Origin of the sequence: Cupriavidus oxalaticus (genome assembly GCF_004768545.1) — a bacterium.
GTDB lineage: Bacteria > Pseudomonadota > Gammaproteobacteria > Burkholderiales > Burkholderiaceae > Cupriavidus > Cupriavidus oxalaticus_A.
The window spans coordinates 1,390,621-1,415,152 of sequence record NZ_CP038635.1; the positions used below are offsets into that span (position 1 = coordinate 1,390,621).

General features: G+C 66.2%; 15 protein-coding genes and 2 tRNA genes. 9 read left to right on the forward strand and 8 right to left on the reverse strand.

Going from position 1 to position 24,532, the window contains the following annotated elements; translation table 11 throughout:
* Positions 1–201: 201 nt before the first annotated feature.
* From tig to E0W60_RS17320, 7 genes are all read left to right on the forward strand, one after another.
* Positions 202–1,560: a trigger factor gene (gene tig, locus E0W60_RS17290; RefSeq protein ID WP_135705047.1), complete on the forward strand. Its 1,359-nt coding sequence runs from the start codon at positions 202–204 to the stop codon at positions 1,558–1,560.
* A 120-nt stretch (positions 1,561–1,680) separates the two neighbouring features.
* The gene (gene clpP, locus E0W60_RS17295) at positions 1,681–2,331 is read left to right on the forward strand and encodes an ATP-dependent Clp endopeptidase proteolytic subunit ClpP (protein ID WP_029049269.1); all 651 of its coding nucleotides are present in this window, start codon (positions 1,681–1,683) and stop codon (positions 2,329–2,331) included.
* A 271-nt stretch (positions 2,332–2,602) separates the two neighbouring features.
* Positions 2,603–3,880: an ATP-dependent Clp protease ATP-binding subunit ClpX gene (gene clpX / locus E0W60_RS17300; protein ID WP_133096868.1), complete on the forward strand. Its 1,278-nt coding sequence runs from the start codon at positions 2,603–2,605 to the stop codon at positions 3,878–3,880.
* 255 nt (positions 3,881–4,135) lie between these two features.
* Positions 4,136–6,547 carry an endopeptidase La gene (lon, locus tag E0W60_RS17305; protein ID WP_133096923.1) on the forward strand — a complete coding sequence of 804 codons (2,412 nt, stop codon included), beginning with the start codon at positions 4,136–4,138 and terminating at the stop codon, positions 6,545–6,547.
* Positions 6,548–6,728: 181 nt separating this feature from the next.
* A tRNA-Val gene (locus tag E0W60_RS17310) sits at positions 6,729–6,804 on the forward strand.
* 50 nt (positions 6,805–6,854) lie between these two features.
* A tRNA-Asp gene (locus E0W60_RS17315) sits at positions 6,855–6,931 on the forward strand.
* A gap of 288 nt (positions 6,932–7,219) precedes the next feature.
* Complete coding sequence (locus E0W60_RS17320) at positions 7,220–9,151, forward strand: SurA N-terminal domain-containing protein (RefSeq protein ID WP_135705048.1); 1,932 nt, start codon at positions 7,220–7,222, stop codon at positions 9,149–9,151.
* 118 nt (positions 9,152–9,269) lie between these two features.
* Here E0W60_RS17320 and E0W60_RS17325 read toward each other — a convergent pair whose 3' ends face one another.
* Positions 9,270–9,959: an arylesterase gene (locus E0W60_RS17325; protein ID WP_135705049.1), complete on the reverse strand. Its 690-nt coding sequence runs from the start codon at positions 9,957–9,959 to the stop codon at positions 9,270–9,272.
* Here E0W60_RS17325 and E0W60_RS17330 point away from each other — a divergent pair.
* The gene (locus E0W60_RS17330; protein WP_133096871.1) at positions 9,946–10,644 is read left to right on the forward strand and encodes an ABC transporter ATP-binding protein; all 699 of its coding nucleotides are present in this window, start codon (positions 9,946–9,948) and stop codon (positions 10,642–10,644) included. The genes E0W60_RS17325 and E0W60_RS17330 overlap by 14 nt on opposite strands.
* Before the next feature lie 4 nt (positions 10,645–10,648).
* Here the strand turns inward: E0W60_RS17330 and pgi are convergent, their stop codons facing one another.
* The 7 genes from pgi to E0W60_RS17365 form a co-directional block, all read right to left on the reverse strand.
* A complete protein-coding gene (gene pgi, locus E0W60_RS17335; protein WP_133096872.1) occupies positions 10,649–12,292 on the reverse strand; it encodes a glucose-6-phosphate isomerase in 1,644 nt (547 codons plus the stop codon).
* 181 nt (positions 12,293–12,473) lie between these two features.
* Positions 12,474–14,081 carry an NAD(P)H-hydrate dehydratase gene (locus tag E0W60_RS17340; RefSeq protein WP_135705050.1) on the reverse strand — a complete coding sequence of 536 codons (1,608 nt, stop codon included), beginning with the start codon at positions 14,079–14,081 and terminating at the stop codon, positions 12,474–12,476.
* Positions 14,082–14,086: 5 nt separating this feature from the next.
* Positions 14,087–15,382, reverse strand: coding sequence for a D-amino acid dehydrogenase (locus E0W60_RS17345; RefSeq protein WP_135705051.1), 1,296 nt, complete (start codon positions 15,380–15,382; stop codon positions 14,087–14,089).
* Between the two features lie 54 nt (positions 15,383–15,436).
* Entirely contained in the window at positions 15,437–16,747 is a 1,311-nt protein-coding gene (locus E0W60_RS17350) for a TRAP transporter large permease (RefSeq protein ID WP_133096875.1), read from the reverse strand.
* Positions 16,747–17,298 (reverse strand): TRAP transporter small permease subunit, encoded by a 552-nt coding sequence (locus E0W60_RS17355; RefSeq protein WP_135705052.1) that lies wholly within the window; start codon positions 17,296–17,298, stop codon positions 16,747–16,749. The genes E0W60_RS17350 and E0W60_RS17355 overlap by 1 nt, the downstream gene beginning before the upstream one ends.
* Before the next feature lie 83 nt (positions 17,299–17,381).
* Positions 17,382–18,347, reverse strand: coding sequence for a TRAP transporter substrate-binding protein (locus E0W60_RS17360; RefSeq protein WP_135705053.1), 966 nt, complete (start codon positions 18,345–18,347; stop codon positions 17,382–17,384).
* 115 nt (positions 18,348–18,462) lie between these two features.
* Positions 18,463–19,827 (reverse strand): amidase, encoded by a 1,365-nt coding sequence (locus E0W60_RS17365; RefSeq protein WP_135705054.1) that lies wholly within the window; start codon positions 19,825–19,827, stop codon positions 18,463–18,465.
* Between the two features lie 378 nt (positions 19,828–20,205).
* On the opposite strand from E0W60_RS17365, the gene purL reads away from it, so the two are divergent.
* Positions 20,206–24,252, forward strand: a complete 4,047-nt coding sequence (gene purL / locus E0W60_RS17370; RefSeq protein ID WP_135705055.1) for a phosphoribosylformylglycinamidine synthase — start codon at positions 20,206–20,208, stop codon at positions 24,250–24,252.
* Positions 24,253–24,532: the final 280 nt, after the last annotated feature.

Genomic DNA, 24,532 nt, shown 5'->3' on the forward strand with positions numbered 1-24,532 from the left:
TGCCGGAAAGCGGTTCCCGGCCCGCTTCAGGGCAAAAACGCCGGAAGCGAATCAAAACCGTGCGATAATCCCCGTTTTCCGTTTGCGCGGAGCCCTCCGTGCGCCGTCGCGCCGCGGCGGCCCCAGGCAGTGCTGCATATGGCGCAGCGCAAACGGTAGCGCCAACGAACACAACTACATTTCTGGATTGGATCTACGACCATGTCGAACGTGATTGAGAACCTCGGCAAGCTGGACCGCAAGGTGACCCTGGCCATCCCCAAGGCCGAAGTGGAGAAGGAAAAGCAGGAGCGCCTGGTTCGCCTGTCGAAGACCGTGAAGATGTCGGGCTTCCGTCCGGGCAAGGTGCCGATGAAGATGGTCGAGAAGCAGTACGGCCAGCAAGTCGAGTTCGAAGTGCGCTTCGACAAGGCCGCGCGCAAGTTCTTCGACATCACCAAGGAACAGGACGTCAAGGTTGCCGGCCAGCCCAAGTTCGAGGTCAAGACCGAAGGCGTGGGCGCTGACGAAGTCGCGTTCGATGCCACCTTCGAGGTGTACCCGGAAGTGAAGATCGGCGACCTGTCGGCCGCCGAAGTCACCCGCACCGGCACCGAGATCACCGACGCCGAAGTCGACAAGACCGTCGACATCCTGCGCAAGCAGCGCGTGCACTACCACACCCGCGGCGAAGCCGGCGAGCATGGCGACGGCGGTGCCGACGTCACCGCCCAGAACGGCGACCGCGTGACGCTGGACTTCGTCGGCAAGATCGACGGTGAAGAGTTCGCCGGCGGCAAGGCCGAGGACTTCCCGTTCGTGCTGGGCGAAGGCCGCATGCTGCCCGAGTTCGAGCAGGCCACGCTGGGCCTGAAGGTCGGCGAGAGCAAGACCTTCCCGCTGGCGTTCCCGGAGGACTACCACGGCAAGGAAGTGGCCGGCAAGACCGCCGAGTTCACCGTGACGCTGAAGAAGATCGAGTGGGCCCACTTGCCGGAAGTCAACGAAGCCTTCGCCAAGTCGCTGGGCATCGCCGACGGCAGCGTCGAGAAGATGCGCGCCGACATCCGCGAGAACCTGGAGCGTGAAGTCAAGCGCCGTACGCATTCGATGCTGAAGGACCAGGTCATGGAAGCGCTGCTGAAGGCGAGCGAGCTGGACGTGCCCAAGGCCCTGATCGAGCAGGACCAGGAGCGCCTGGTCGAGATGGCCCGCCGCGACCTGGAACAGCGTGGCATGCCCAATGCCAAGGACATGCCGATCCCGGCCGAGATGTTCGCGCAGCAGGCAGAGCGCCGCGTCAAGCTGGGCCTGATCCTGGCCGAGATCGTCAAGGCCAACGGCCTGGAAGCCAAGGCCGACCAGATCAAGGCCGAGATCGAGGACTTCGCCAAGAGCTACGAAGACCCGAAGGAAGTGATGCGCTGGTACTACGGCGACCAGCAACGCCTGGCTGAAATGGAAGCCTACGTGCTCGAAAACAACGTGGTAAATTTCGTGTGCGACAAGGCCAAGGTCACCGACAAGAAGGTGTCCTTCGAGGAACTCACCGCCGAAGGCAACCAGCAGCAAGCTGCCTGAGGTCGGGGATAACCCGCAAGCCCGCTTTCTTCCGCGCCCCGGCGCGGAGGCAAGCGAAAGCGGGCCAGTGTCCCGAGTGACTGATCGCCTTGCGATCCGATGAATCCATGGAGAACCTGCATGACCCGCAATGATTTGCTTGACCGTCTCGCCACCACGCAGGCTTCGGCACTGGAAACCCAGGGCCTGGGGCTGGTGCCGATGGTCGTCGAGCAGTCCGGCCGGGGCGAGCGCGCCTATGACATCTATTCGCGCCTGCTGAAGGAGCGTGTGGTGTTCATGGTGGGCGAGGTCAACGACCAGACCGCCAACCTGGTGGTGGCACAGCTGCTGTTCCTGGAGAGCGAGAACCCCGACAAGGACGTGTCGCTCTACATCAACTCGCCGGGCGGTTCCGTCTCGGCGGGGCTGGCGATCTACGACACCATGCAGTTCATCAAGCCGGACGTGTCCACGCTGTGCATGGGCATGGCGGCGAGCATGGGCGCCTTCCTGCTGGCGGCCGGCGCCAAGGGCAAGCGTTTCGCGCTGCCCAACTCGCGCATCATGATCCACCAGCCGCTGGGCGGCGCGCGCGGCCAGGCCTCGGATATCGAGATCCAGGCGCGCGAGATCCTGTACCTGCGCGAGCGGCTGAACAGCATCCTGTCGGAAGTGACCGGCCAGCCGGTCGAGAAGATTGCACGCGATACCGATCGCGACAACTTCATGAGCGGCGACCAGGCGGTGGACTACGGCCTGGTGGACAAGGTCATCGCCCGCCGCGGCTGATGCCACGGGCCGCCGGCGGCGCAATCCGCAACGGCGGCTATGCCAGCCTGCCGGGAAACCCGCATTGCGCGGAACGTCCTGGCGCGGCAGCATTGCCCAAATGGCGAAGGCTACACCGGAACGAGGCCTTGTGCCTCGTTTTTTGCTTTTGCCCCACAGCTGGGGGAGAGCGCCGGTGAGGCCAATTGTTTTGGCGTATGATGCGTTTAAAGCGTATTGCCGGGGAGCCTTTCGCCCCGCGATGTGCGCAATGCAAAAGTGACTGATTCCTATGGCGGACAAAAAAGGTTCATCCAGCGAAAAGCTTCTCTACTGCTCCTTCTGCGGCAAGAGCCAGCATGAGGTCAAGAAGCTGATCGCGGGCCCCTCGGTGTTCATTTGCGACGAATGCATCGACCTGTGCAACGAGATCATTCGTGACGAAGCCACCGCAACCGAGAAAGACGCCGCCGCGGCCGCGCGCTCGGACCTGCCCACGCCCCACGAAATCCGCGAAAGCCTGGACCAGTATGTGATCGGCCAGGAACAGGCCAAGAAGATCCTGGCGGTCGCGGTCTACAACCACTACAAGCGCCTGAAGCACCTCGGCAAGAAGGACGACGTCGAGCTGTCCAAGAGCAACATCCTGCTGATCGGGCCGACCGGCTCCGGCAAGACGCTGCTCGCGCAGACGCTGGCGCGCCTGCTCAACGTGCCGTTCGTGATCGCTGACGCGACCACGCTGACCGAAGCCGGCTACGTGGGCGAGGACGTCGAGAACATCATCCAGAAGCTGCTGCAGAACTGCAACTACGAAGTCGAGAAGGCGCAGCGCGGCATCGTCTACATCGATGAGATCGACAAGATCTCGCGCAAGTCCGACAACCCGTCGATCACGCGCGACGTGTCGGGCGAGGGCGTGCAGCAGGCGCTGCTGAAGCTGATCGAGGGCACGATGGCCTCGGTGCCGCCGCAGGGTGGCCGCAAGCATCCGAACCAGGACTTCCTGCAGGTCGACACGACCAACATCCTGTTTATCTGCGGCGGCGCGTTCGACGGCCTGGAAAAGGTCATCATGCAGCGCTCGGACAAGACCGGGATCGGCTTTGCCGCGCAGGTCAAGAGCAAGGAAGAGCGCGACGTCAGCGAAGTCCTGCCGCAGACCGAGCCGGAAGACCTGATCAAGTTCGGCCTGATCCCCGAGCTGATCGGCCGCCTGCCGGTGGTCGCCACGCTGTCCAAGCTGGACGAGGCCGCGCTGGTGCAGATCCTGGTCGAGCCCAAGAACGCGCTGGTCAAGCAATACCAGAAGCTGCTGGCGATGGAAGGCGTCGAGCTGGAAATCCGCCCGGGCGCGCTGACCGCGATCGCGCGCAAGGCGATCCGCCGCAAGACCGGCGCCCGCGGCCTGCGTTCGATCCTGGAGCAATCGCTGATGGACGTCATGTATGACCTGCCGAATTACAAGGGCGTGCAAAAGGTGGTGATCGATGAAAATACGATTACCGGGGATGCGCCGCCGCTGCTGATGTACGAAGAGCAGCAGCCGAAAGTGGCAGGCTCCAACTGACGCGAGGGCTGCCAACGGTGGTAAGTGTTTGGAACCACACCGGCAGCCAGGCGAGAAAGCCGTTCGCGTAGAAGCGAGCGGCTTTTTTTGTTTATTTCCACCGACGAGAAGGAGGAAACGCGGGTATGCTGTTTCAGAGGGGCCTGCAAGTGCAGGGAGCGGCATCTCCCTGCCTTGGTGAATCGATTGGCATGTATCTTGTAATCGAATCAGGCGGCCCAATTTACGCCTTAAATGACTGACTTGGGGAAAATGATGTCCGGAACACAACTCCTCCCGGCCGAGCCGATTCGCCTCCCGTTGTTGCCGCTGCGCGACGTGGTGGTGTTTCCGCACATGGTGATCCCGCTGTTCGTGGGACGCCCGAAGTCCATCAAGGCGCTTGAGACTGCGATGGAGGCGGGCAAGAGCATCATGCTCGTAGCCCAGAAGACGGCGGCCAAGGACGAGCCGACCGCCGACGACCTGTATGAGGTCGGCTGCATCGCGAATATCCTGCAAATGCTGAAGCTGCCCGACGGTACCGTGAAGGTGCTGGTCGAAGGCACGCAGCGTGCCAATATCCGCGAGGTGAGCGAGGACGAATCGCACTTCATGTGCGAAGCCGTGCCCGTGCCGCCCGCACCTGGCGAAAGCGCCGAGACCGAGGCCCTGCGCCGCGCGATCGTGTCGCAGTTCGACCAGTACGTGAAGCTCAACAAGAAGATTCCGCCGGAGATCCTGACCTCGCTGTCGGGCATCGACGAGGCAGGGCGCCTGGCTGACACCATCGCCGCGCACCTGCCGATCAAGCTCGAGCAGAAGCAGAAGATCCTGGAGATGGTCAATGTGACCGAGCGCCTGGAAAGCCTGCTGTCGCAGCTCGAGGGCGAGATCGACATCCTGCAGGTTGAAAAGCGCATCCGTGGCCGCGTCAAGCGCCAGATGGAGAAGAGCCAGCGCGAGTACTACCTGAACGAGCAGGTCAAGGCCATCCAGAAGGAACTGGGCGAGGGCGAAGAAGGCGCCGACCTGGAAGAGCTCGACAAGCGCATCAAGGCTGCGCGCATGCCGAAGGAAGCCAAGAAGAAGGCCGACGCCGAATTCAAGAAGCTCAAGCTGATGTCGCCGATGTCGGCCGAAGCCACCGTCGTGCGCAACTACATCGACACGCTGGTGAACCTGCCGTGGCGCAAGAAGAGCAAGGTCAACAACGACCTGGCCAACGCCGAGCGCGTGCTGGATGAAGACCACTACGGCCTGGAGAAGGTCAAGGAACGCATTCTCGAGTACCTCGCGGTGCAACAGCGCGTGGACAAGGTGAAGGCGCCGATCCTGTGCCTGGTCGGGCCTCCCGGCGTGGGCAAGACCTCGCTCGGCCAGTCGGTGGCGCGCGCGACGAACCGCAAGTTCGTGCGCATGGCACTGGGTGGCGTGCGTGACGAGGCCGAGATCCGCGGCCACCGCCGTACCTACATCGGTTCGATGCCGGGCAAGATCCTGCAGAGCCTGTCCAAGGTCGGCGTGCGCAATCCGCTCTTCCTGCTCGATGAAATCGACAAGATGGGCATGGACTTCCGCGGCGATCCGTCGTCGGCGCTGCTCGAGGTGCTGGACCCGGAACAGAACCACACGTTCCAGGACCACTACATCGAGGTGGACTTCGACCTGTCCGACGTGATGTTCGTGGCGACGTCGAACTCGCTGAACATCCCGCCGCCGCTGCTCGACCGGATGGAAGTGATCCGCCTGTCGGGTTACACGGAGGAAGAAAAGCTCAACATCGCCACACGTTACCTGCTGCCGAAGCAGATCAAGAACAATGGTCTGAAGGTTGGCGAGATCGAGGTGACCGATGCTGCGATCCGCGACATCATCCGCTACTACACGCGCGAAGCTGGTGTCCGTTCGCTTGAGCGCGAGGTGTCCAAGATCGCCCGCAAGGCGGTCAAGCTCCTGCTGCTGAAGAAGGAGTCCGGCACGATCAAGGTCGATTCGGAGAACCTCGACAAGTTCCTCGGCGTGCGCAAGTACGACTTCGGCCTGGCCGGCAAGGAAAACCAGGTCGGCCAGGTGACCGGTCTGGCGTGGACGGAAGTGGGTGGCGACCTGCTGACCATCGAAGCCGCGATCATGCCGGGCAAGGGCAACATCACCCGCACCGGTTCGCTGGGCGACGTCATGAAGGAATCGGTCGAGGCCGCGCGTTCGGTGGTGCGTTCGCGGGCACGCCGCCTGGGTATCACGGATGAGATGTTCGAGAAGCGCGACATCCACATCCACGTACCCGAAGGCGCCACGCCCAAGGACGGCCCGTCGGCAGGCGGTGCCATGACCACGGCGCTGGTGTCGGTGCTGACCGGCATCCCGGTGCGCGCGGATGTCGCCATGACCGGCGAGATCACGCTGCGCGGCGAGGTGCTGCCGATCGGTGGCCTCAAGGAGAAGCTGCTGGCGGCCCACCGTGGCGGCATCAAGCTGGTTCTGATCCCGGAGGAAAACGTCAAGGATCTGGCCGAGATCCCCGACAACGTGAAGAACGCCATCGAGATCGTGCCTGTGCGCTGGATCGACAAGGTGCTGGAACTGGCGCTCGAGCGCAAGCCCGAGCCGTTGCCGGAAGAAGATGCCAAGCCCGCTGACGTGGCGGACAAGGCCACGGCCAAGGTGGAGCGTCTGCACCACTGATTGGCTGCGTGAAATGAACGCCGCGGGGCAGCGATGCCCGGCGGCGTTTTTTTATGCGCACGGCCTTGGCAAACTGAAATCTCCTGTATTACACTTGCGCCCTCGCAACGCAAACCACGGCAGCTGCCGCGAGGTGCGAAGCGAAAGCAACCTGCAGGCAGCTTGCCTGCGATGGTCGAACGGGTGCTTAGCTCAGCTGGTAGAGCGGCGCCCTTACAAGGCGTAGGTCGGGGGTTCGAGCCCCTCAGCACCCACCACGTTCCCCATCGCAAGTGCGGTACATATGCGGCAGGAAGCAACCGACAAAGGAGTGGTAGTTCAGTCGGTTAGAATACCGGCCTGTCACGCCGGGGGTCGCGGGTTCGAGTCCCGTCCACTCCGCCAGTTTTATGAAACGCCCGCTTTAGCGGGCGTTTTTCATTTTTGCGGAGTAGAGGAAGCCGCCTGCGCGGCTTCCGGCGGGAGTCGAAGGGCTGCGCTTGCAAGCGCAGCCGCGGCCCGCGGGACGTGGGCGAGTCCCGTCCACTCCGCCAGTTTTATGAAGCGCCCGCTTTTGCGGGCGTTTTTCCTTTCTGCGCCATGTTTCGCGCCCTCCACAAAAGGTCCGCCCCCACCGGCTCCTGCTAGAATCGCGAAGTTTGTCTTTCGTGCCAATCCACTACCCGAATCCGCATGCTTGATTTCGTACGCAACAACCGGCGCCTGATGCTCTTGCTGCTGCTGGTGCTTGTTTTCCCGTCGTTCGTGTTCTTCGGCGTGGAGAGCTACTCGCGCTTCATGGACAGCTCGCACGATGCGGCCAAGGTCGAGGGCCGGGCCATCAGCGTGCAGGAAGTCGACAACGTCGTGCGTGACCAGAGCGAGCGTGCGCGCCAGATCCTCGGCAACAACTACGATCCGCGCCAGTTCGAAGGCCCGGAGGCGCGCAAGGCGGTACTGGACCAGCTGATCCTGCAGCGCGTCATGGCCAATACCGTGGCGCGCGAGCACCTGACCGTGTCGGATGCCAAGCTGCTCGAGGAAATCAGCAACCTGCCGGCGATCGCGCAGCTGCCGCGCAAGGCGGACGGCAAGATCGACGACAAGGCCTATCTGCAGCTGCTGCAGTCGCAGGGCATGACGCCCGAGCAGTTCGATGACCGCATGCGCTTCGAGTTGGCGACGCAGCAACTGGGCGCCTCGGTGGCCGCCACGGCATTCATGCCCAAGTCGCTGCTCGAGCGCCTGATCGCCGTGCGCGACCAGCAGCGCGATGTGCAGGCACTGGTGTTCAAGCCGGCCAGCTACACCGCCAAGGTGCAGCCCGATGCCGCCGCGCTGAAGGCTTACTATGACAGCCACCAGTCGGCGTTCTCGGTGCCGGAGCAGGCCAAGGTCGAATATCTGGTGCTGTCGGGCGAAGCCCTTGCTGCCGCGCAGGCGGTCACGCCGGAAGAGCTGAAGTCCTACTACGAAAGCAATATCGCGCGCTTCCGTACCGATGAGCAGCGCCGTGCCAGCCATATCCTGATCGTCGCGCCGAAGGATGCACCGGCTGGCGAACGCCAGGCCGCCAAGGACAAGGCGACCAAGCTGCTGGAAGAGCTGCGCAAGCATCCCGAGACCTTTGCCGATGTGGCGAAGAAGCGGTCGCAGGATCCGGGCTCGGCCGAGAAGGGCGGCGACCTCGGCTTCATGGGCCGGGGCGCGCTGGTCAAGCCGTTCGAGGAGGCGATGTACGCGCTCAAGGATGGCCAGATCAGCGACGTGGTCGAGACCGACTACGGTTTCCACATCATCAAGCTGACCGGCATCAAGGCGTCGGAAACCAGGCCGCTTGAAGCCGTGCGCACCGAACTGGAAGCCGAGCTGCGCAAACAGCTGGCCGACAAGAAGTTCGCCGAGCAGGCCGACGCCTTCGGCAACATGGTGTACGAACAGGCTGACAGCCTGAAGCCGGCCGCCGACAAATTCAAGCTGACGATCCAGACCGCCGACAACGTGACGCGCAAGCCGAACCCGGCCCAGGGCGCGCAGAACCCGCTCAACAACGAAAAGGTGCTGAAGGCACTGTTCAGCGAAGAGTCGGTCCAGAAGAAGCGCAATACCGAAGCCGTCCAGGTCGCGCCGAATACGCTGGTCGCGGCCCGCATCGTCGACTATCGTCCGGCCACCGTGCGCAAGTTCGAGGAAGTGGAAGCCAAGGTGCGCGAAGGCTATATCGCCCAGCAGGCTGCGGAACTGGCCCGCAAGGATGGCGAGGCGCGCCTCGAGGCGCTGAAGAAGGCCGACAGCGCCGACGGCTTCGGCGCGGTGCAGACCGTGTCGCGCGCCAAGGCCGATGGCGTGCCGCCGAAGGCGGTCGAGGCAGTGATGCGGGCCGATGCCACCAAGCTGCCCGCGGTAGTTGGCGTTGACCTGGGCGCCGATGGCTATGCCGTCTATCGCATCTCCAAGGTCAGCCAGCCGGCGCAAGCCAACCCGGCGCAACGCCAGGCCGAAGCGCAGCAACTGTCGCAACTCGCCGGCCAGGCTGACCTGCAGGCCTTCTATGAAAGCCTGAAGGCGCGCTCCAAGGTCAAGCTGTTGACGCCGGCGGACAAGCAGGCGCAGAACGCCGAGTAAGGCCGGTAAGGCTGGCACGCGCCACGCCGCGCGCCGCAAGCAAAAAACCCCTGCCATGGAGGCAGGGGTTTTTTGTTGCTGGAAGCTTCGCCGTGATCGTCTCTTATCTCTTAATCGTCTACCTGTCAGCGTTACGCTTGAGCATCGGCTTGAGCTGCGGCCACACCGTCTCCAGCAGTGCCGGCTGCGCCTCGGCGGTGGGGTGGATGCGGTCCGGCTGGAACCAATCCTGCCTGGCCATCACCTTGTCGAGGAAGAACGGCACCAGCCGCACCTTGTATTCGCCGGCCAGCTTCGGATACAGCGAGAAGAACTTTTCGGTGTAGTCCTGGCCATAGTTGGGGGGGATGCGCATGCCGACCAGCAGCACCCCGGCGCCGGCCTTCTGCGCGCTGCTGACGATCTGGCGCAGGTTGGACTCCGTGGTCTGCAGCGGCAGGCCGCGCAGGGCGTCGTTGGCACCCAGCTCCACCACCACGATGGCCGGCTTGTGCCGCGACAACAGGTCCGGCAAGCGAGTCTTGCCGCCGATGGTGGTCTCGCCGCTGATGCTGGCATTGACGACGTTATAATCGAAGCGCTCTTGCCTGAGCCGGTCTTGCAGCAGCGTGACCCAGCCGGTGCCGCGCGTGATGCCGTATTCGGCGGACAGGCTGTCGCCCAGCACCAGCAACGCAGGCGCTGCGGCCTGTGCGGGCTGCATCCCGCCCAACATCGTCAGCGTCGCCGCGGCTGCCAGCAGCAGCCTGCGCCTTTTGTGCCGGATTTCTCCGATCACTCGGATCACTTTATCCATGTCCTCTTCCATTCTTGCCGTCGAGTCCCTTGGAAAGACCGTAGCCGACACGACAGGTTCGCTGACGATTTTGCACGAGGTGTCGTTTTCCGTCACGCCGGGTGAAACGCTGGCCATCGTGGGCGCGTCCGGCTCGGGCAAGTCGACGCTGCTGGGACTGCTGGCCGGGCTGGACCTGCCCAGCGCGGGCACGGTGCGCCTGCATGGGCAGGACCTGTATGCACTGGACGAGGACCAGCGCGCAGCGCTGCGCGGCCGGCATGTCGGCTTTGTGTTCCAGTCGTTCCAGCTGGTGGGGCACCTGACCGCGCTGGAAAACGTGATGCTGCCGCTGGAATTGCGCGGTGAAACGTCGCAGGTGCGCGAGCGCGCGGTGGACATGCTGCAACGCGTCGGCCTGGGAGCGCGCCTGAGCCACTATCCGCGCACGTTGTCGGGCGGCGAGCAGCAGCGCGTGGCGCTGGCACGCGCGTTCGTCGCGCGTCCCGACATCCTGTTTGCCGACGAACCCACCGGCAGCCTCGACACGGCCACCGGCGAGGCGGTGATCGCGCTGATGTTCGCGCTCAACCGCGACGCCGGCTCGACGCTGGTGCTGGTCACGCATGACCGCTCGGTGGCGGCACGCTGTGGGCGCATCCTGACCATCGACGCCGGCCGTGTGGCCAGCGACGAATGGATGGGCGCTGAGGTCTGACGCGCTAGCTGGCGGCGCCTGCCTTCAGGACCGCGCGGGCGCGCTCGATCAGCGCCGCGGTCGAGGCGTCGTGCTGGCCGGTGCCGGCGCCGGTGAGCTCGGCTTCGATCGGCCGCGCGAGGATCTTGCCCAGTTCCACGCCCCACTGGTCGAACGAATTGATCTTCCACACCACGCCCTGCACGAAGGTGCGATGCTCATAGAGCGCGATCAGCGCGCCCAGCACGTGCGGCGTCAGGTCCTCCATCAGCAAGGTATTGCTGGGCCGGTTGCCATCGAACACCATATGGGCGATGCGAACTTCGTCGTTCAGCCCCGCGGCGCGCAGCTCGTCGGCGCTGCGGCCGCGCATCAGCGCCTCGGCCTGCGCAAAGCAGTTGGCGAGCAGCTTGGCGTGATGGCCCGGCAGCCGGCGCGGCGGCACCAGCGGCGCGACGAAATCCACCGGCACCACTTGCGAGCCCTGGTGAATCTGCTGGAAGTAGGCATGCTGGCCGTTGGTGCCGGCCGTGCCCCACACCACCGGCGAGGTATGCGTGCGCACGCGCTGCCCGTCGAGCTGCACCGACTTGCCGTTGCTCTCCATCTCCAGCTGCTGCAGGAATGCGGGGAACAGTTCGAGCGAAGTCGAGTAGGGCGCCATGCAGCTGGTCGGCAGGTGCCAGAAATTGCGGTACCAGATGCCCAGCATGCCGAGGATCACCGGCATGTTGCGCTCCAGCGGCGCGGTGCGGAAGTGCTCGTCCATGGCGTGGCCGCCGGCGAGCAGGTCGGCAAAGGCGTTGAAGCCCACCGCCAGCGTGATCGACAGGCCGACCGACGACCACAGCGAGAAGCGCCCGCCGATCCAGTCCCAGAACTCGAACATGTTGGCGGGATCGATGCCGAACTCGCGCACCGCGTCGGTATTGGTCGAGACCGCGACGAAATGCTTGGCCAGGTCGTTCTCGGCCACCCCGCTGGCGATGAACCAGGCACGCGCGCTGCGCGCATTGGCCATGGTTTCCAGCGTGGTGAAGGTCTTGGAACAGACGATCACCAGCGTACGTTGCGGGTCGAGGCGCACCAGCGTTTCGGCGAGGTCGGTGCCGTCGACATTGGAGACGAAGTGCATGCGCGGGCCGTCGTGGCCATCAGCGTCGGACAGGTGCGACAGCGCGCGGCATACCATGCGCGGCCCGAGGTCGGAGCCGCCGATGCCGATGTTGATCACGTCGGTGATGCGTTCGCCCGTGGCGCCTTTCCATGCGCCGCTGCGCACGCGCTCGGAGAAGTCGCGCATGCGCACCAACACCTGCTGGATGGCCGGCATGACGCGCTCGCCGTCGACCTTGTAGCCATCACCGGCCGTGGCGCGCAGCGCCACATGCAGCGCCGCGCGGTCCTCGGTGGTGTTGATATGCTCGCCGGCAAACATCGCGTCGCGCCGCTGCGGCACACCGGATTCGGCTGCCAGTTGCACCAGCAGCCGCATGGTCTCGGGCGTGATGCGGTTCTTCGAATAGTCGAGATAGAGGCCGGCGGCTTCCAGCGAAAACTGCGCGACGCGCTGCTTGCCATCGGCATCGAACCACTCGCGCATCTGTGCATCGCGAATCGTGTCATGGTGCCGAAGCAGGGCGTTCCAGGCGTGAAGGTCAGTGGGCATGCAGGACAATTCAGGTTGCAGGGGCGCGAGCCGAGTCGCAGACAGGAAGTATAGCGTCAGCAATGTGACCATCCGTGCAGGTCGCCACGCCATATCGTTACCACTTGCAACATAGCATCCGGCGTGCCAGCCAGCTATCGGACGTTGTCTGACGGCCGCGTCGTGACCGGCGCACCGGACGTCACGCGCCGCTCTCCGTGAGCAACCGGTTGAATACGGTGCGTGCGGGCAGGTACAGTTCGCTGGCGGTCACGCCGGCCGGTCCGGTGCCTTGCGTGACGAGGTCGTCCGCCGCCTGGCCGTGGATCCATACCGCCGCCTGCGCGGCCGGCAGCGGCGGCATGCCCTGCGCCAGCAATGCGCCGATCATGCCGGCCAGCACGTCGCCGGTGCCGGCGCTGGCCAGCGCCGCGTTGCCGGTCGGGTTCAGTGTGGCGGGACTGCCGTCCGGCGCTGCGATCACCGATCCCGAGCCCTTCAGCACGACCACCGCCTGCCATTGCCTGGCCAGCGCGGTGGCCGCCGCGATGCGGTCGCGCTGCACGTCCGTCACCGAGGTGCCCATCAGGCGCGCCGCTTCAAGCGGGTGCGGCGTCATCACGCAGGGTGCGCGGGCGGCGGCCAGCGCGCCGGCATGGGCGGGATCGGCAGCGAGCAGGTTGAGCGCATCCGCGTCGAGCACCGTCGGCACCGGCGTCGTGGCTAGTGCCTGCAGCAGCCGCGCGAAGTGTCGCTGCGCCGTGGCGTCGGTGCCAAGCCCGGGGCCGATCACTAGTGCCGACATTGCGCCCGGCGCCAGGCCGTCCAGCGCATGCAGCATCAGTTCCGGATGCACCGGGTCGAGCAGCGGCGCCGGCTGCGCCAGAAAGCCGATATGGACCTTGCCCGCGCCCAGGAACTGCGCGGCACGGGCACCGAGCAAGGGCGCGCCCGTCATGCCGTGGTTGCCGCCGATCACCGCCAGCGAGCCATGCGTGCCCTTGTTGCCGGCATGGTGCCGTCGCGGCAGCGCTGCGCCGAACAGCGCCGTGCCGTTGGCCATTGCATGCGGCGGTTCCGCGGGAGGATAGTCGAGGCCGATCGGCGCGATGTCGACGGCGCCGGCACAATCGCGGCCATCCAGCGTCAGCAGGCCGGGCTTGGCGGCAATGAAGGTCAGCGTGCGGCGGGCGCGGATCGCCGGTGCGCCCGCACCGGTATCGGCGAACAGCCCGCTGGGAATGTCGAGCGCGAATACCGGCAGCCCGCTGCGGTTAACCTGCTCGATCCACCACGCCATGGCGCCGCTGGCCGCGCGGTTCAGCCCGATGCCGAGCAGGCCGTCGACGATGGCGGCGGCCTGTGGCGGCCACTCCGGTGCGGGATCCGATGCGGATGCCGGCATCTCCCCGGCTTCTCGGATCGGCACGCCGGCCGCCTGCGCCTGCTGCCACGCGATCGCCGCATCGGCCGGCAGCCGGGCCGGGTTCGCCGCGATCCATACCTGCACCGTGCGGCCCGCGCCGTGCAGCAGCGTCGCGGCCACCAGTGCGTCGCCACCGTTGTTGCCCGGCCCGGCAAGAAATAACAATGGACCCGCCGGCGCATGCCGCGCCAGCCAGTCCGCGGCGGCAGCGCCGGCGCGCGACATCAGCGTGAACGAAGGCAGTCGTGCGAATGCGGCATTCTCGATGCGGCGGATGGCGGCGACGTCGTACAGCGGCACAGCCAAGGGCGAGGCGGCGTCGAGCTCGAACCAGCCGTCGCCCTGGTCTTGCGGCGCGGCGGTGGAAGTGGCAGGGTGGCTCATGGTGGCTATCCGGCGGGGCCAAGGCCATAGCGGTCCGGCAGCAGCCCCTCCATGTCGATGTCGGGCCCGCGTGCCGCGCCGGCGCTGGCGGCGATCTGGTCAGCCGCAATCTTGCCTGATCCGCAGCTCATCGCCCAGCCCGTCGAGCCGTGGCCGAGGTTAAGGAACAGGCCGGGCACGGCGGTGGGGCCGATCAGCGGCGGTCCGTCCGGCAGCATCGGGCGCGCACCGGCCCATTGCGTGGCTTCCTGGTAGTTGCCCGCCACCGGGAACCAGTCGCGCGCTACCTTGACCAGTGTGCGCAGCGCGGCGGGGCGCAGGTCGAGCCGGCGCGAACCCAGCTCGGCCGTGCCGGCGACGCGCATGCGGTTGCCCAGCCGCGTGATCGCGATCTTGTACGACTCGTCCATCAGCGCGCCCAGCGGCGCCTGCAGTTCGTCGCGCACCAGCAGCGTGATCGAGTATCCCTTGACCGGATACAGCGGCACGCGCAGGCCCAGCGGCCGCAGCAGCGGGACACTGTCGACCCCGGCGGCGACCAGCACGCGGTCGGCGGCCAGCACCAGCGCGCTCTCGCTCTTGCCGTGCGCGAGTTCGACCTGCAGCTTGCCACGCTGGTCTGGCCGGATGCGCGCTACCTGAGCTTCGAAGCGAAATGCGACCCCCGCCGCCTCGGCATGCCGGTGCAGCGCGCGCACGAACATCGGGCAGTTGCCGGACTCATCCTCGGGCAGGTGCAGGCCGCCGGCCAGCGGCGTATCGGCCGCCAGGCCGGGTTCGATGCGCCGGCATTCCTGCGCGCTGACCAGCCGGTGCGGCACATTGTTCTCGCGCAGCAGCGCCACCGCGGGGCCTGCCACGTCCAGGTCGCGCGCGGTGCGGAACAGCTGCAGGTAGCCTTGCGACTGCTCGTAGTCGATCTCCAGTTCACTGCGCAGCCGGTGCAGGCAGGCGCGGCTGTAGAACGCCAGCCGCTGCATGCGCAGCTTGTTGGCACGGTAGCGTTCCAGATCGCATTCGCGCAGCCAGCGCGCGATCCAGCGCCACATCGCCGGGTCCGCCGACGGGCGGAACACCACCGGCGCCTCGCGCGCGAACAGCGTGCGCAGCACCTTGCCCGGCATGCCCGGCGCCGCCCACGGCGTGACATAGCCCGGCGCGATCATGCCGGCATTGCCGAAGCTGGTTTCCTGCGCGGGCGCGGCGCGCCGCTCCAGCACGGTCACGTCGAAACCGGCCTGGCGCAGGTACCACGCGGAACAGACGCCGATTACGCCGGCGCCGATGACAATCACATGCATGCGGTCAGCGGCCTCCGCCCAGCGCAGCGGCGCACGAGCGGCGCCGGGCCCATGCTATTTGACCTCCTGCTGCATGACCAGGTCAGGCAGCCACGTCACCACCTGCGGCCAGATCGTGATGATGCCGATGGCGACCACCATCATCATGAAGAACGGCAGCGAGACCCGGGCGATATAGTTGCTGTCCTTGCCGGTCATGCTCTGCAGCACGAACAGGTTGAACCCCACCGGCGGCGTCACCTCGGCGATCTCCACCAGCAGCACGATGAAGATGCCGAACCAGACCAGGTCGAACCCGGCCGCCTGCACCATCGGCAGCACCGTGGCAGTCGTCAGCGCGATCATCGAGATGCCGTCCAGCGCGGTGCCGAGCACGATGTAGATCACCGTCAGCACCGCGATCAGCGCCCACGGCGACAGTTGCAGCGCCGCCACCCACTCGGCCAGTGCGCGCGGGATGCCGGTAAAGCTCATCGTCACCGACAGGAACGAGGTGGCGCCGAGCACGAACATGATCATCGCGGTCAGCCGCGTCGCCGACATCAGGCTGTCCCAGAACGCCGCGCGCGTCAGCGAGCCGCCCGCCCACGCCAGCCCCAGCGACGCCACCACGCCGTAAGCCGCCGCTTCGGTCGCGGTGGCATAACCGGTGACCATCACCCACGCGATAAAGGCGATCAGCACGATGCACGGCAGCAGCTGACGGATCGACGCCAGCCGCGCGTGCCAGTCGAAGCGGTCTGGCGCCGGGGTCTTGTCCGGGTTGGCCAGCGCCCAGACAACGATATAGCCGGAGAACAGCAGCATCAGCATCAGCCCGGGGATAAAGCCGGCCAGGAACACGCGGATGATCGACACGTCCGCCGACACCGCATACACCACCATCGTGATCGACGGCGGGATCAGGATGCCCAGCGTGCCCGCGCAAGACAGCGAGCCGAGCGTGGTGCGCTCGTCATAGCCGCGCCGCGTCAGCTCCGGCAACGCGGACTTGGCGATGGTGGCGCACGTCGCCGCAGACGATCCCGACACCGAGCCGAAGATGCCGCAACCCAGGATGTTAACGTGCATCAGCCGCCCTGGCAGCCAGTTCAACCACGGCGAAAGCCCGGTGAACATCTGCTCCGACAGCTTGGTGCGGAACAGGATCTCGCCCATCCAGACAAAGAGCGGCAGCGAGGCCAGCGTGTACGACGCACTCGACGACCACCACGCGTTGGCCAGGCTCACCAGCGCCTCGCGGTCGGAGAAGACCACCAGCCCGATCCACGACGTGACCGCGATGGCCACCGGGATCCACGCGCCGATCGCCAGGAAGACGATCAGCACCAGCAGCAGGACCAATGCAACCAGGACTGTGCTCATCAGACCGTCTCCCCGAAATCGCCGGCGGCGAGCCTGGCTTCCTGCGCGAGCCGGTAGCGCGGCTTCTGCCGGCGCAGCACGCGCAGCCATTCGTCGGCCACCGCCAGCAGGAAGCCGATGATGCCCACCACCGCGAAGCTCTGCGGAATCCACAGCGGGATCACGATCTGTCCCTGCGAGACATCGCCGATGTCCCAGCTTTGCCAGGCGAAGGTGCCGAGTGCCCATGCCGCGTAGGCGGCAAACGCCAGGCAGACGGTCAGCGAGACCACCTCCAGCACCCAGCGCAGGCGTGGGCCGACGGCTTCGAGCAGCATTTCCACGCGCACGATGCCGCCGTGCTGGAAAGTCTGGCCCAGGACGAGAAAGGCCGAGGCCGCGCACAGCCACGCGACGATATCGTCGCCGCCCTTGAAGATCACCGCGGTCTCGCGCGACAGCGACATCAGGATCATGATCACGCAGACGGCGAAAATGCAGAGCGCGCCGAGCGCGGCGAACAGGTCGAGCAGACGGTCGAGCCAGCGCTTGGGGAGTGGGGTAGTCGGCATGATGGCAGCGTCAGGAAGGAAGGAATTCCCGCCATGCCAGCCTGCGCGGCCTGGCGGGAAGGCTGCGGTACGGGCTTGCTTGCTTACTTGCGATAAGCGTTGAGGATGGCCTTCCCGTCATCGCCCGCGGTCTTGGCCCAGTCGTCCACCATGGTCTGGCCGACCTTCTGCATGTCGGCCTTGAGCTGCGGCGAGGGCGCCTGCACCGTCATGCCGTTCTTCGACAAGGTGGCCAGGTACTCCCTGGTCTTCTGCTCCGAGACCTGCCAGCCGCGCTTCTCGGCGTCGGCGACGGCCTTGAGCAGCGCGTCCTGCGTGGGCTTGTCCAGCGCCGCGAAGGCCTTCTTGCTGACCACCAGCATGTTCTTGGGCAGCCACGCATCCACGGTGTAGAAGTACTTCACGCTTTCCCACACCTTGGTGTCGACCCCTGTCGCCCCCGACGACATGAACGAATTGACCGTGCCGGTGGCCAGCGCCTGCGCCAGGTCGGCCGCCTGGATCGTCACCGGCTGCGCGCTGACCAGTTCGGCGATGCGCGAGGTGGCCGGGTTGTAGGCCCGCCACTTCAGTCCCTTCATGTCGGCGGCCGAGTTGATCGGCTTGTTGGCGTAGATGCCCTGGGGCGGCCATGCCACCGCATAGAGCAGCTTGATGCCCTGCTTGTCGAGCACCTTCTCTGTGACCGGGCGCGAGGCCTGCCACAGCCTGTAGGCATCGCCATAACTGGTGGCCAGGAATGGCACCGAATCCACGCCGAACACCGGATTCTCGTTGGCCAGCAGCGACATCAGGATCTCGCCCATCTGCACCTGGCCGGTCTGCACGCCGCGCTTGATCTCGTTGGCCTTGAGCAGCGAGCCATTGGGATGCAGCACGATCTTGAGCTTGCCGCCGGTCGCCTTGTCGACGTCGTTGGCCATCTGCTGCAGGTTTTCCGTATGCAGGTTGCTCGCCGGGTAGCCGGTGGGCAGGTCCCACTTGGTATCCGCCTGTACCGTCATGGCGGCCAGCGCCAGGCCAGCCGCAACGATTGCCTTGACTCGCATCTCGATCTCTCCTGGTGTGCGCTCGGGGGCGCGGTTGTACAGCTTGTCTGCGTACTACCTGGTGCCTTGCGCGGCGGGCCGCGGTCGGCGCAAGATCAACAGCGCGGCGGCGGTCTCAGTCGTCGCGCGAAGACGGTTGCACGATCCGTTCCAATGCAAGCGCCGTGCCCAGCAGTCCGGCATCGCGCATCGGGCCGTGCGACAGCATCAGCCCGACCGGCAGTTCGTCCGGCGCATGGCAGGGCATCGAGATCGAGCAGCCGTCGAAGAAGTTGAAGGCCGAGGTATTGCGCAACAGCAGGGCATTGACGCGGAAGAACTGCGCGTCATCGGTGCGCAGCGGGGCGATCTCGGGCGCAACCATCGGCACGGTCGGGCACACCACGGCGTCGAAGCGGGCCAGGCGCGCTTCCATGCGGGCGATCCAGTCGAGGCGGGCGCGGCCCAGGTCGATATAGTCGGCGGCGCTGACCGTTGCGCCGCGGTCGATGCGCGACGCCACGCGCGGGTCGTACAGCTCGCGCTTGCCGGCCAGTACATGGCGGTGGATGGCATAGGCCTCGGGCGCGCTGAAGCCGCCCTGTGCGTTCAGGGCGGCGAGCTCGCCAAGCTCGGGCAGGTCGACGTGTTCCAGCTGCACGCCGGCGGCCGACAGCCGGCCGAGTGCGCGGTCGAAGGCGCGGGCCACGACGGGGTCGAGGTCGTCCAGCAGGTACTGGCGCGGAATTGCCAGCCGCGTCGCCGTCGGGCTGGTGACGCGCGGCAGCACCGCCTGGTCGGCGATCACGGCATCGACCGCGACGCAGTCGCCGACCGTGCGCGCCATGGCGCACGCGGTGTCGAGCGTATACGACAACGGGAAGGCGCCGGTCAGCGGCACGCGCCGGGCAGTCGGCTTGAAACCGGTGATGCCGCACAGCGCGGCCGGGATGCGGATCGAGCCGCCGGTATCGCTGCCGAGCGCGGCGACCGCCAGCCCGAGCGCCACCGACACTGCCGCGCCCGACGACGACCCGCCGGGAATGCGCGGCGTGCCGGGCTCGCTGGCCGGGTTGGCCGGCGTGCCGTAGTGGGGATTGATGCCGACGCCGGAGAAGGCGAACTCCGTCATATTGGTGCGGCCGACGAGGGCGGCGCCCGCCTGGCGCAGGCGCGCCACCACGGTCGCGTCCGCCGTCGCCGGGGCGGCATCGCGGCGCACGACCGAGGCTGCGCGCGTGACTTCTCCGGCGATGTCATAGAGGTCTTTCACCGAGACCGGCAGGCCGGCCAGCGGGTGCAGCGTCTTGCCGGCACCGCTGGCGGCATCGGCGGCGCGGGCAACCTGGGCGGCAGCCTCGAACGTGCTGTGCAGGAACACCGCCTCGGCGGCGGGCCCGGCTGCCGCGGCGGCGGCCTGCTCGAGGATCGCCGCGCGGCTGGTGGCGCCCTCGCGCAGGCGGGTGTTCAGGGTATCGAGATCGGTAAGCATGGATGGCATGGGCGCGGGGTTGCGGTACCGGGGGTGGTGACCATGCTCATAATTCGGGAATCAAGTGTCAAGCTAAAAATGCCGAATGGCGCGCATAAGCGCCGCCTGCCGTGCATGGCAGGCGAGATTCGGCCCGGTGTCGGCCCGGCGGTCGCACATGCCGCATGGGCGATAAATTGCGTAAAGTGATGCATAAGCATTATCACGAATCCGTGTAGCACGGAGCCGTCGTGATGGCGCAGTGCAAAATCCCGCCCTCGGCAAGGTACAATAGCGGTTTCCCGCCAGCCGGACACCCCATGCAGCGGTGCCGGCCAAGCAGCAGCCATACCCAGCCATTACCCAGGCCTTCCCGGCCTTACTACACGCCTCCCGACCGCTACGATCATGGCGCATTTCTCGTGCTTCCCCGGCGCTTTGGCGCTTTCCGCCTTCCGTCAGCAACGCCTGCTTACCGCCCTGCGGCAAATCGATGCCGATATCGAATCGGTGCACGGCCAGTTCCTGCATTTTGTTGACGCGCAGACGCCGCTGTCGGCCGACGACCAGTCGCGCGTGGCGGCGCTGCTGACCTATGGCGCACCGTTCGCCGAGCAGCCCGAGGGCGACCGCTTCGTCGTGATCCCGCGCTTCGGCACGATCTCGCCGTGGGCCAGCAAGGCCACCGACATCGCCCATAACTGCGGCCTGACGCATATCCACCGCATCGAGCGCGGCATCGAGATCACCGTGATCTGCAAGAAGGGCCTGCTGCGCGGCCGCAAGTCGCTGGACGCGGACACCCGCGCCGCCGTCGCCGCGCACCTGTTCGACCGCATGACCGAGACCGTGGTGGCCTCGCGCGACGATGCCGCCGGCCTGTTCCAGGAACTGCCGGCCAAGCCGCTGCGCTTCATCGACATCTCCGCCGGCCGCAGCGCGCTGGCCGCGGCCAACGTCGAGATGGGCCTGGCGCTGTCCGAGGACGAGATCGACTACCTGGTCGACGCCTACGGCAAGCTGGAGCGCAACCCGACCGACGTCGAGCTGATGATGTTCGCGCAGGCCAACAGCGAACACTGCCGCCACAAGATTTTCAACGCCACCTGGACCATCGACGGCGTGCAGCAGGACAAGTCGCTGTTCGCGATGATCCGCAATACGCACGAGCTCAATCCGCAGGGCTCGATCGTGGCCTATTCGGACAACTCGGCGGTGATGGAAGGCGACGTGGCCGAGCGCTGGTTCCCGCGCGGCGACAGCCACAAGTACGGCCGCCACGAGGCGCTGACGCACACGCTGATGAAGGTGGAGACGCACAACCACCCGACCGCGATCTCGCCGTTCCCGGGTGCCTCGACCGGCGCCGGCGGTGAAATCCGCGACGAAGGCGCGACTGGCCGCGGCGCCAAGCCCAAGGCCGGCCTGACCGGCTTCACGGTGTCCAACCTGATGCTGCCCGAGGCGGTGGAGTCCTGGGAAAACGACCGCGACGCCGCCCAGCCGGTGGCGCACCGCAACCCCGACGACAAGCCTGGCGTGACCGGCAAGCCGGACCGCATCGCCTCGCCGCTGCAGATCATGATCGACGGCCCGCTCGGCGGCGCCGCGTTCAACAATGAATTCGGCCGCGCCAACCTGGGTGGCTACTTCCGCGTCTACGAGCAGAACGTCGGCGGCACCGTGCGCGGCTACCACAAGCCGATCATGATCGCCGGCGGCATTGGCAATATCGATGCCTCGCACACGCACAAGAACCCGCTGCCGGCCGGCACGCTGCTGATCCAGCTGGGCGGCCCGGGCATGCGCATCGGCATGGGCGGCGGCGCCGCCAGCTCGATGGCAACCGGCACCAACACCGCCGACCTGGACTTCGACTCGGTCCAGCGCGGCAACCCAGAGATGGAGCGCCGCGCGCAGGAAGTGATCAACGCGTGCTGGCAGCTTGGCGACGCCAACCCGATCCTCTCGATCCACGACGTCGGTGCTGGCGGCATCTCCAACGCCTTCCCTGAACTGGTGGACGGCGCCGACCGTGGCGCGCGCTTCGACCTGCGCCAGGTGCACCTGGAAGAGTCCGGCCTGTCGCCGGCGGAAATCTGGTGCAACGAGTCGCAGGAGCGCTATGTGCTGGCGATCGCGCCGGACAGCTTCCCGCAGTTCCAGGCCATGTGCGAGCGCGAACGTTCGCCATTCGCCGTGGTCGGCATCGCCACCGAGGAAAAGCAGCTGCAACTGGTCGATGCCAGCGTCGACGCTGCGCTCAAGGAGCACTACGCCGTCAACATGCCGATGGACGTGCTGCTGGGCAAGCCGCCGCGCATGCACCGCGACGTCAAGCGCGTCGAGCAGCCGTTGCCGGCGGTGGACGTGACCAGCATTAGCCTGGAGCAGGCCGTGCGCGACGTGCTGCGTCATCCGACCGTGGCCAGCAAGTCGTTCCTGATCTCGATCGGCGACCGCACCGTGGGCGGCATGAACGCACGCGACCAGATGGTCGGTCCGTGGCAGGTGCCGGTGGCCGACGTGGCCGTGACCACGCTGGACTACAAGGGCAATGCCGGCGAGGCGATGACCATGGGCGAGCGCACGCCGCTGGCCGTGATCGATGCACCGGCCTCGGGCCGCATGGCGATCGGCGAGGCGCTGACCAACCTGGCGGCCGCACCGGTCAAGGAGCTGGGCAAGGTCAAGCTGTCGGCCAACTGGATGGCTGCCTGCGGCGTCGAAGGTGAAGATGCAAAGCTGTACGACACCGTGCATGCCGTCGGCATGGAGCTGTGCCCGGCGCTGGGCATCAGCATCCCGGTGGGCAAGGATTCGCTGTCGATGCGCACCAAGTGGCAGGACGAGGGCGTCGACAAGGAAGTGGTGGCCCCGGTATCGCTGATCATCTCGGCCTTTGCCGCGGTGGACGACGTCAACCGCACGCTGACGCCGCAACTGCGCACCGACGCCGGCGACACCGTGCTGATCGCCGTCGACCTGAGCCGCGGCAAGAACCGCATGGGCGGCAGCATCCTGGCGCAGGTCACGCAGCAGGTGGGCGACAGCGCGCCGGACGTCGACAGCGCTGAAGACCTGAAGAACTTCTTCAACGTCATCCAGCGCCTGAACCGCGAGGGCAAGCTGCTGGCCTACCATGACCGTTCCGATGGCGGCTTCATCGCCACGCTGGCCGAGATGGCCTTTGCCGGCCACTGCGGCGTGTCGCTGAACGTCGACATGCTGGCGCTCGATCCGCAGCAGGAACAGGACTACGGCGACGCCAAGAACTGGGCCCAGCAGATCGCCGAGCGCCGCAACGACCAGACCCTGCGCGCACTGTTCTCGGAAGAACTGGGCGCGGTGGTGCAGGTGCGCCTGCAGGACCGCGACGCGGTCTTCGCGGTGCTGCGCGAGGCTGGCCTGTCCGCATGCAGTCACGTGGTCGGCAAGCCCAACACCACCGACCAGGTCGAGATCTACCGCGATGCCAAGAAGGTGTTCGGCGCGTCGCGCACGGACCTGCAGCGCAACTGGAGCGAGGTCAGCTGGCGCATCGCGCGCCTGCGCGACAACCCGGCCTGCGCCGACAGCGAGTATGACCGCCTGCTGGACGCCGCCGATCCGGGCATCAGCCCGGTGCTGACGTTCGATCCGGCGGAGGACATCGCCGCGCCGTTCATCGCTACCGGCGCGCGTCCGCGCGTGGCGATCCTGCGGGAGCAGGGCGTCAACTCGCAGATCGAGATGGCCTACAGCATGGATCGTGCGGGCTTCGATACGCATGATGTGCATATGAGCGACCTGATCGCCGGGCGTGCCAACCTGGCGGATTTCACGGGCTTTGTTGCCTGCGGCGGCTTCAGCTACGGCGACGTGCTGGGCGCGGGCGAGGGCTGGGCCAAGACCATCCTGTTCAATGCGCAGATGGCCGAGCAGTTCGCGGCGTTCTTCAATCGCGAGGACACGTTTGCGCTGGGCGTCTGCAATGGTTGCCAGATGATGAGCAACCTGGCGCCGATCATTCCGGGGGCGGGGGCGTGGCCGCAGTTCACGCGTAACCAGTCGGAGCAGTACGAGGCGCGTTATGTCACGGTGGAGGTGCAGTCGTCGCCGTCGATCTTCTTTGCTGGCATGGAAGGTAGCCGCATTCCTATCGTGGTTGCGCACGGTGAAGGGTATGCGGACTTTTCGCAGCAGGGGAATATCGGCGAGGCCAACGTTGCGCTGCGTTTCGTCGACAACTACGGCGCGGTGACGCAGAGCTATCCGTTGAATCCGAATGGTTCGCCTGAGGGCATCACCTCGGTGACTACTGTCGATGGGCGCTTTACCGTGCTGATGCCGCATCCTGAGCGTGTGTTCCGTGCTGCCACGATGAGCTGGGCGCCGGATGCTTGGAAGCAGGTTGGCGATGGTGGTAGCCCGTGGATGCGGATGTTCAGGAATGCCAGGAAGTGGGTGGGGTAAGGCTTGGGATCTGTCTTGCGCCTAGGGACCTCGCGGTTGGTGACATGCTGTCGGGCTTTTGAAGCGCTTTGTCGCAGTTGGTGGCATGCTGTTGGCCGTTGAAGCGCCTAGTTCCGCCCTCCTGGGCGGGTCACTTTTTGGCCGAGCGCCAAAAAGTAACCAAAAAACGCGTCGCCTGAGCGGCTGGCTATCAAGTTGGCGGCGTGGGTGGTTCGGGCGGCGGTGATTTCCGTTTTGGCTTGGGTGGCCGTTCGAGCCTGCTAACGCCAGGTGAGTTAGG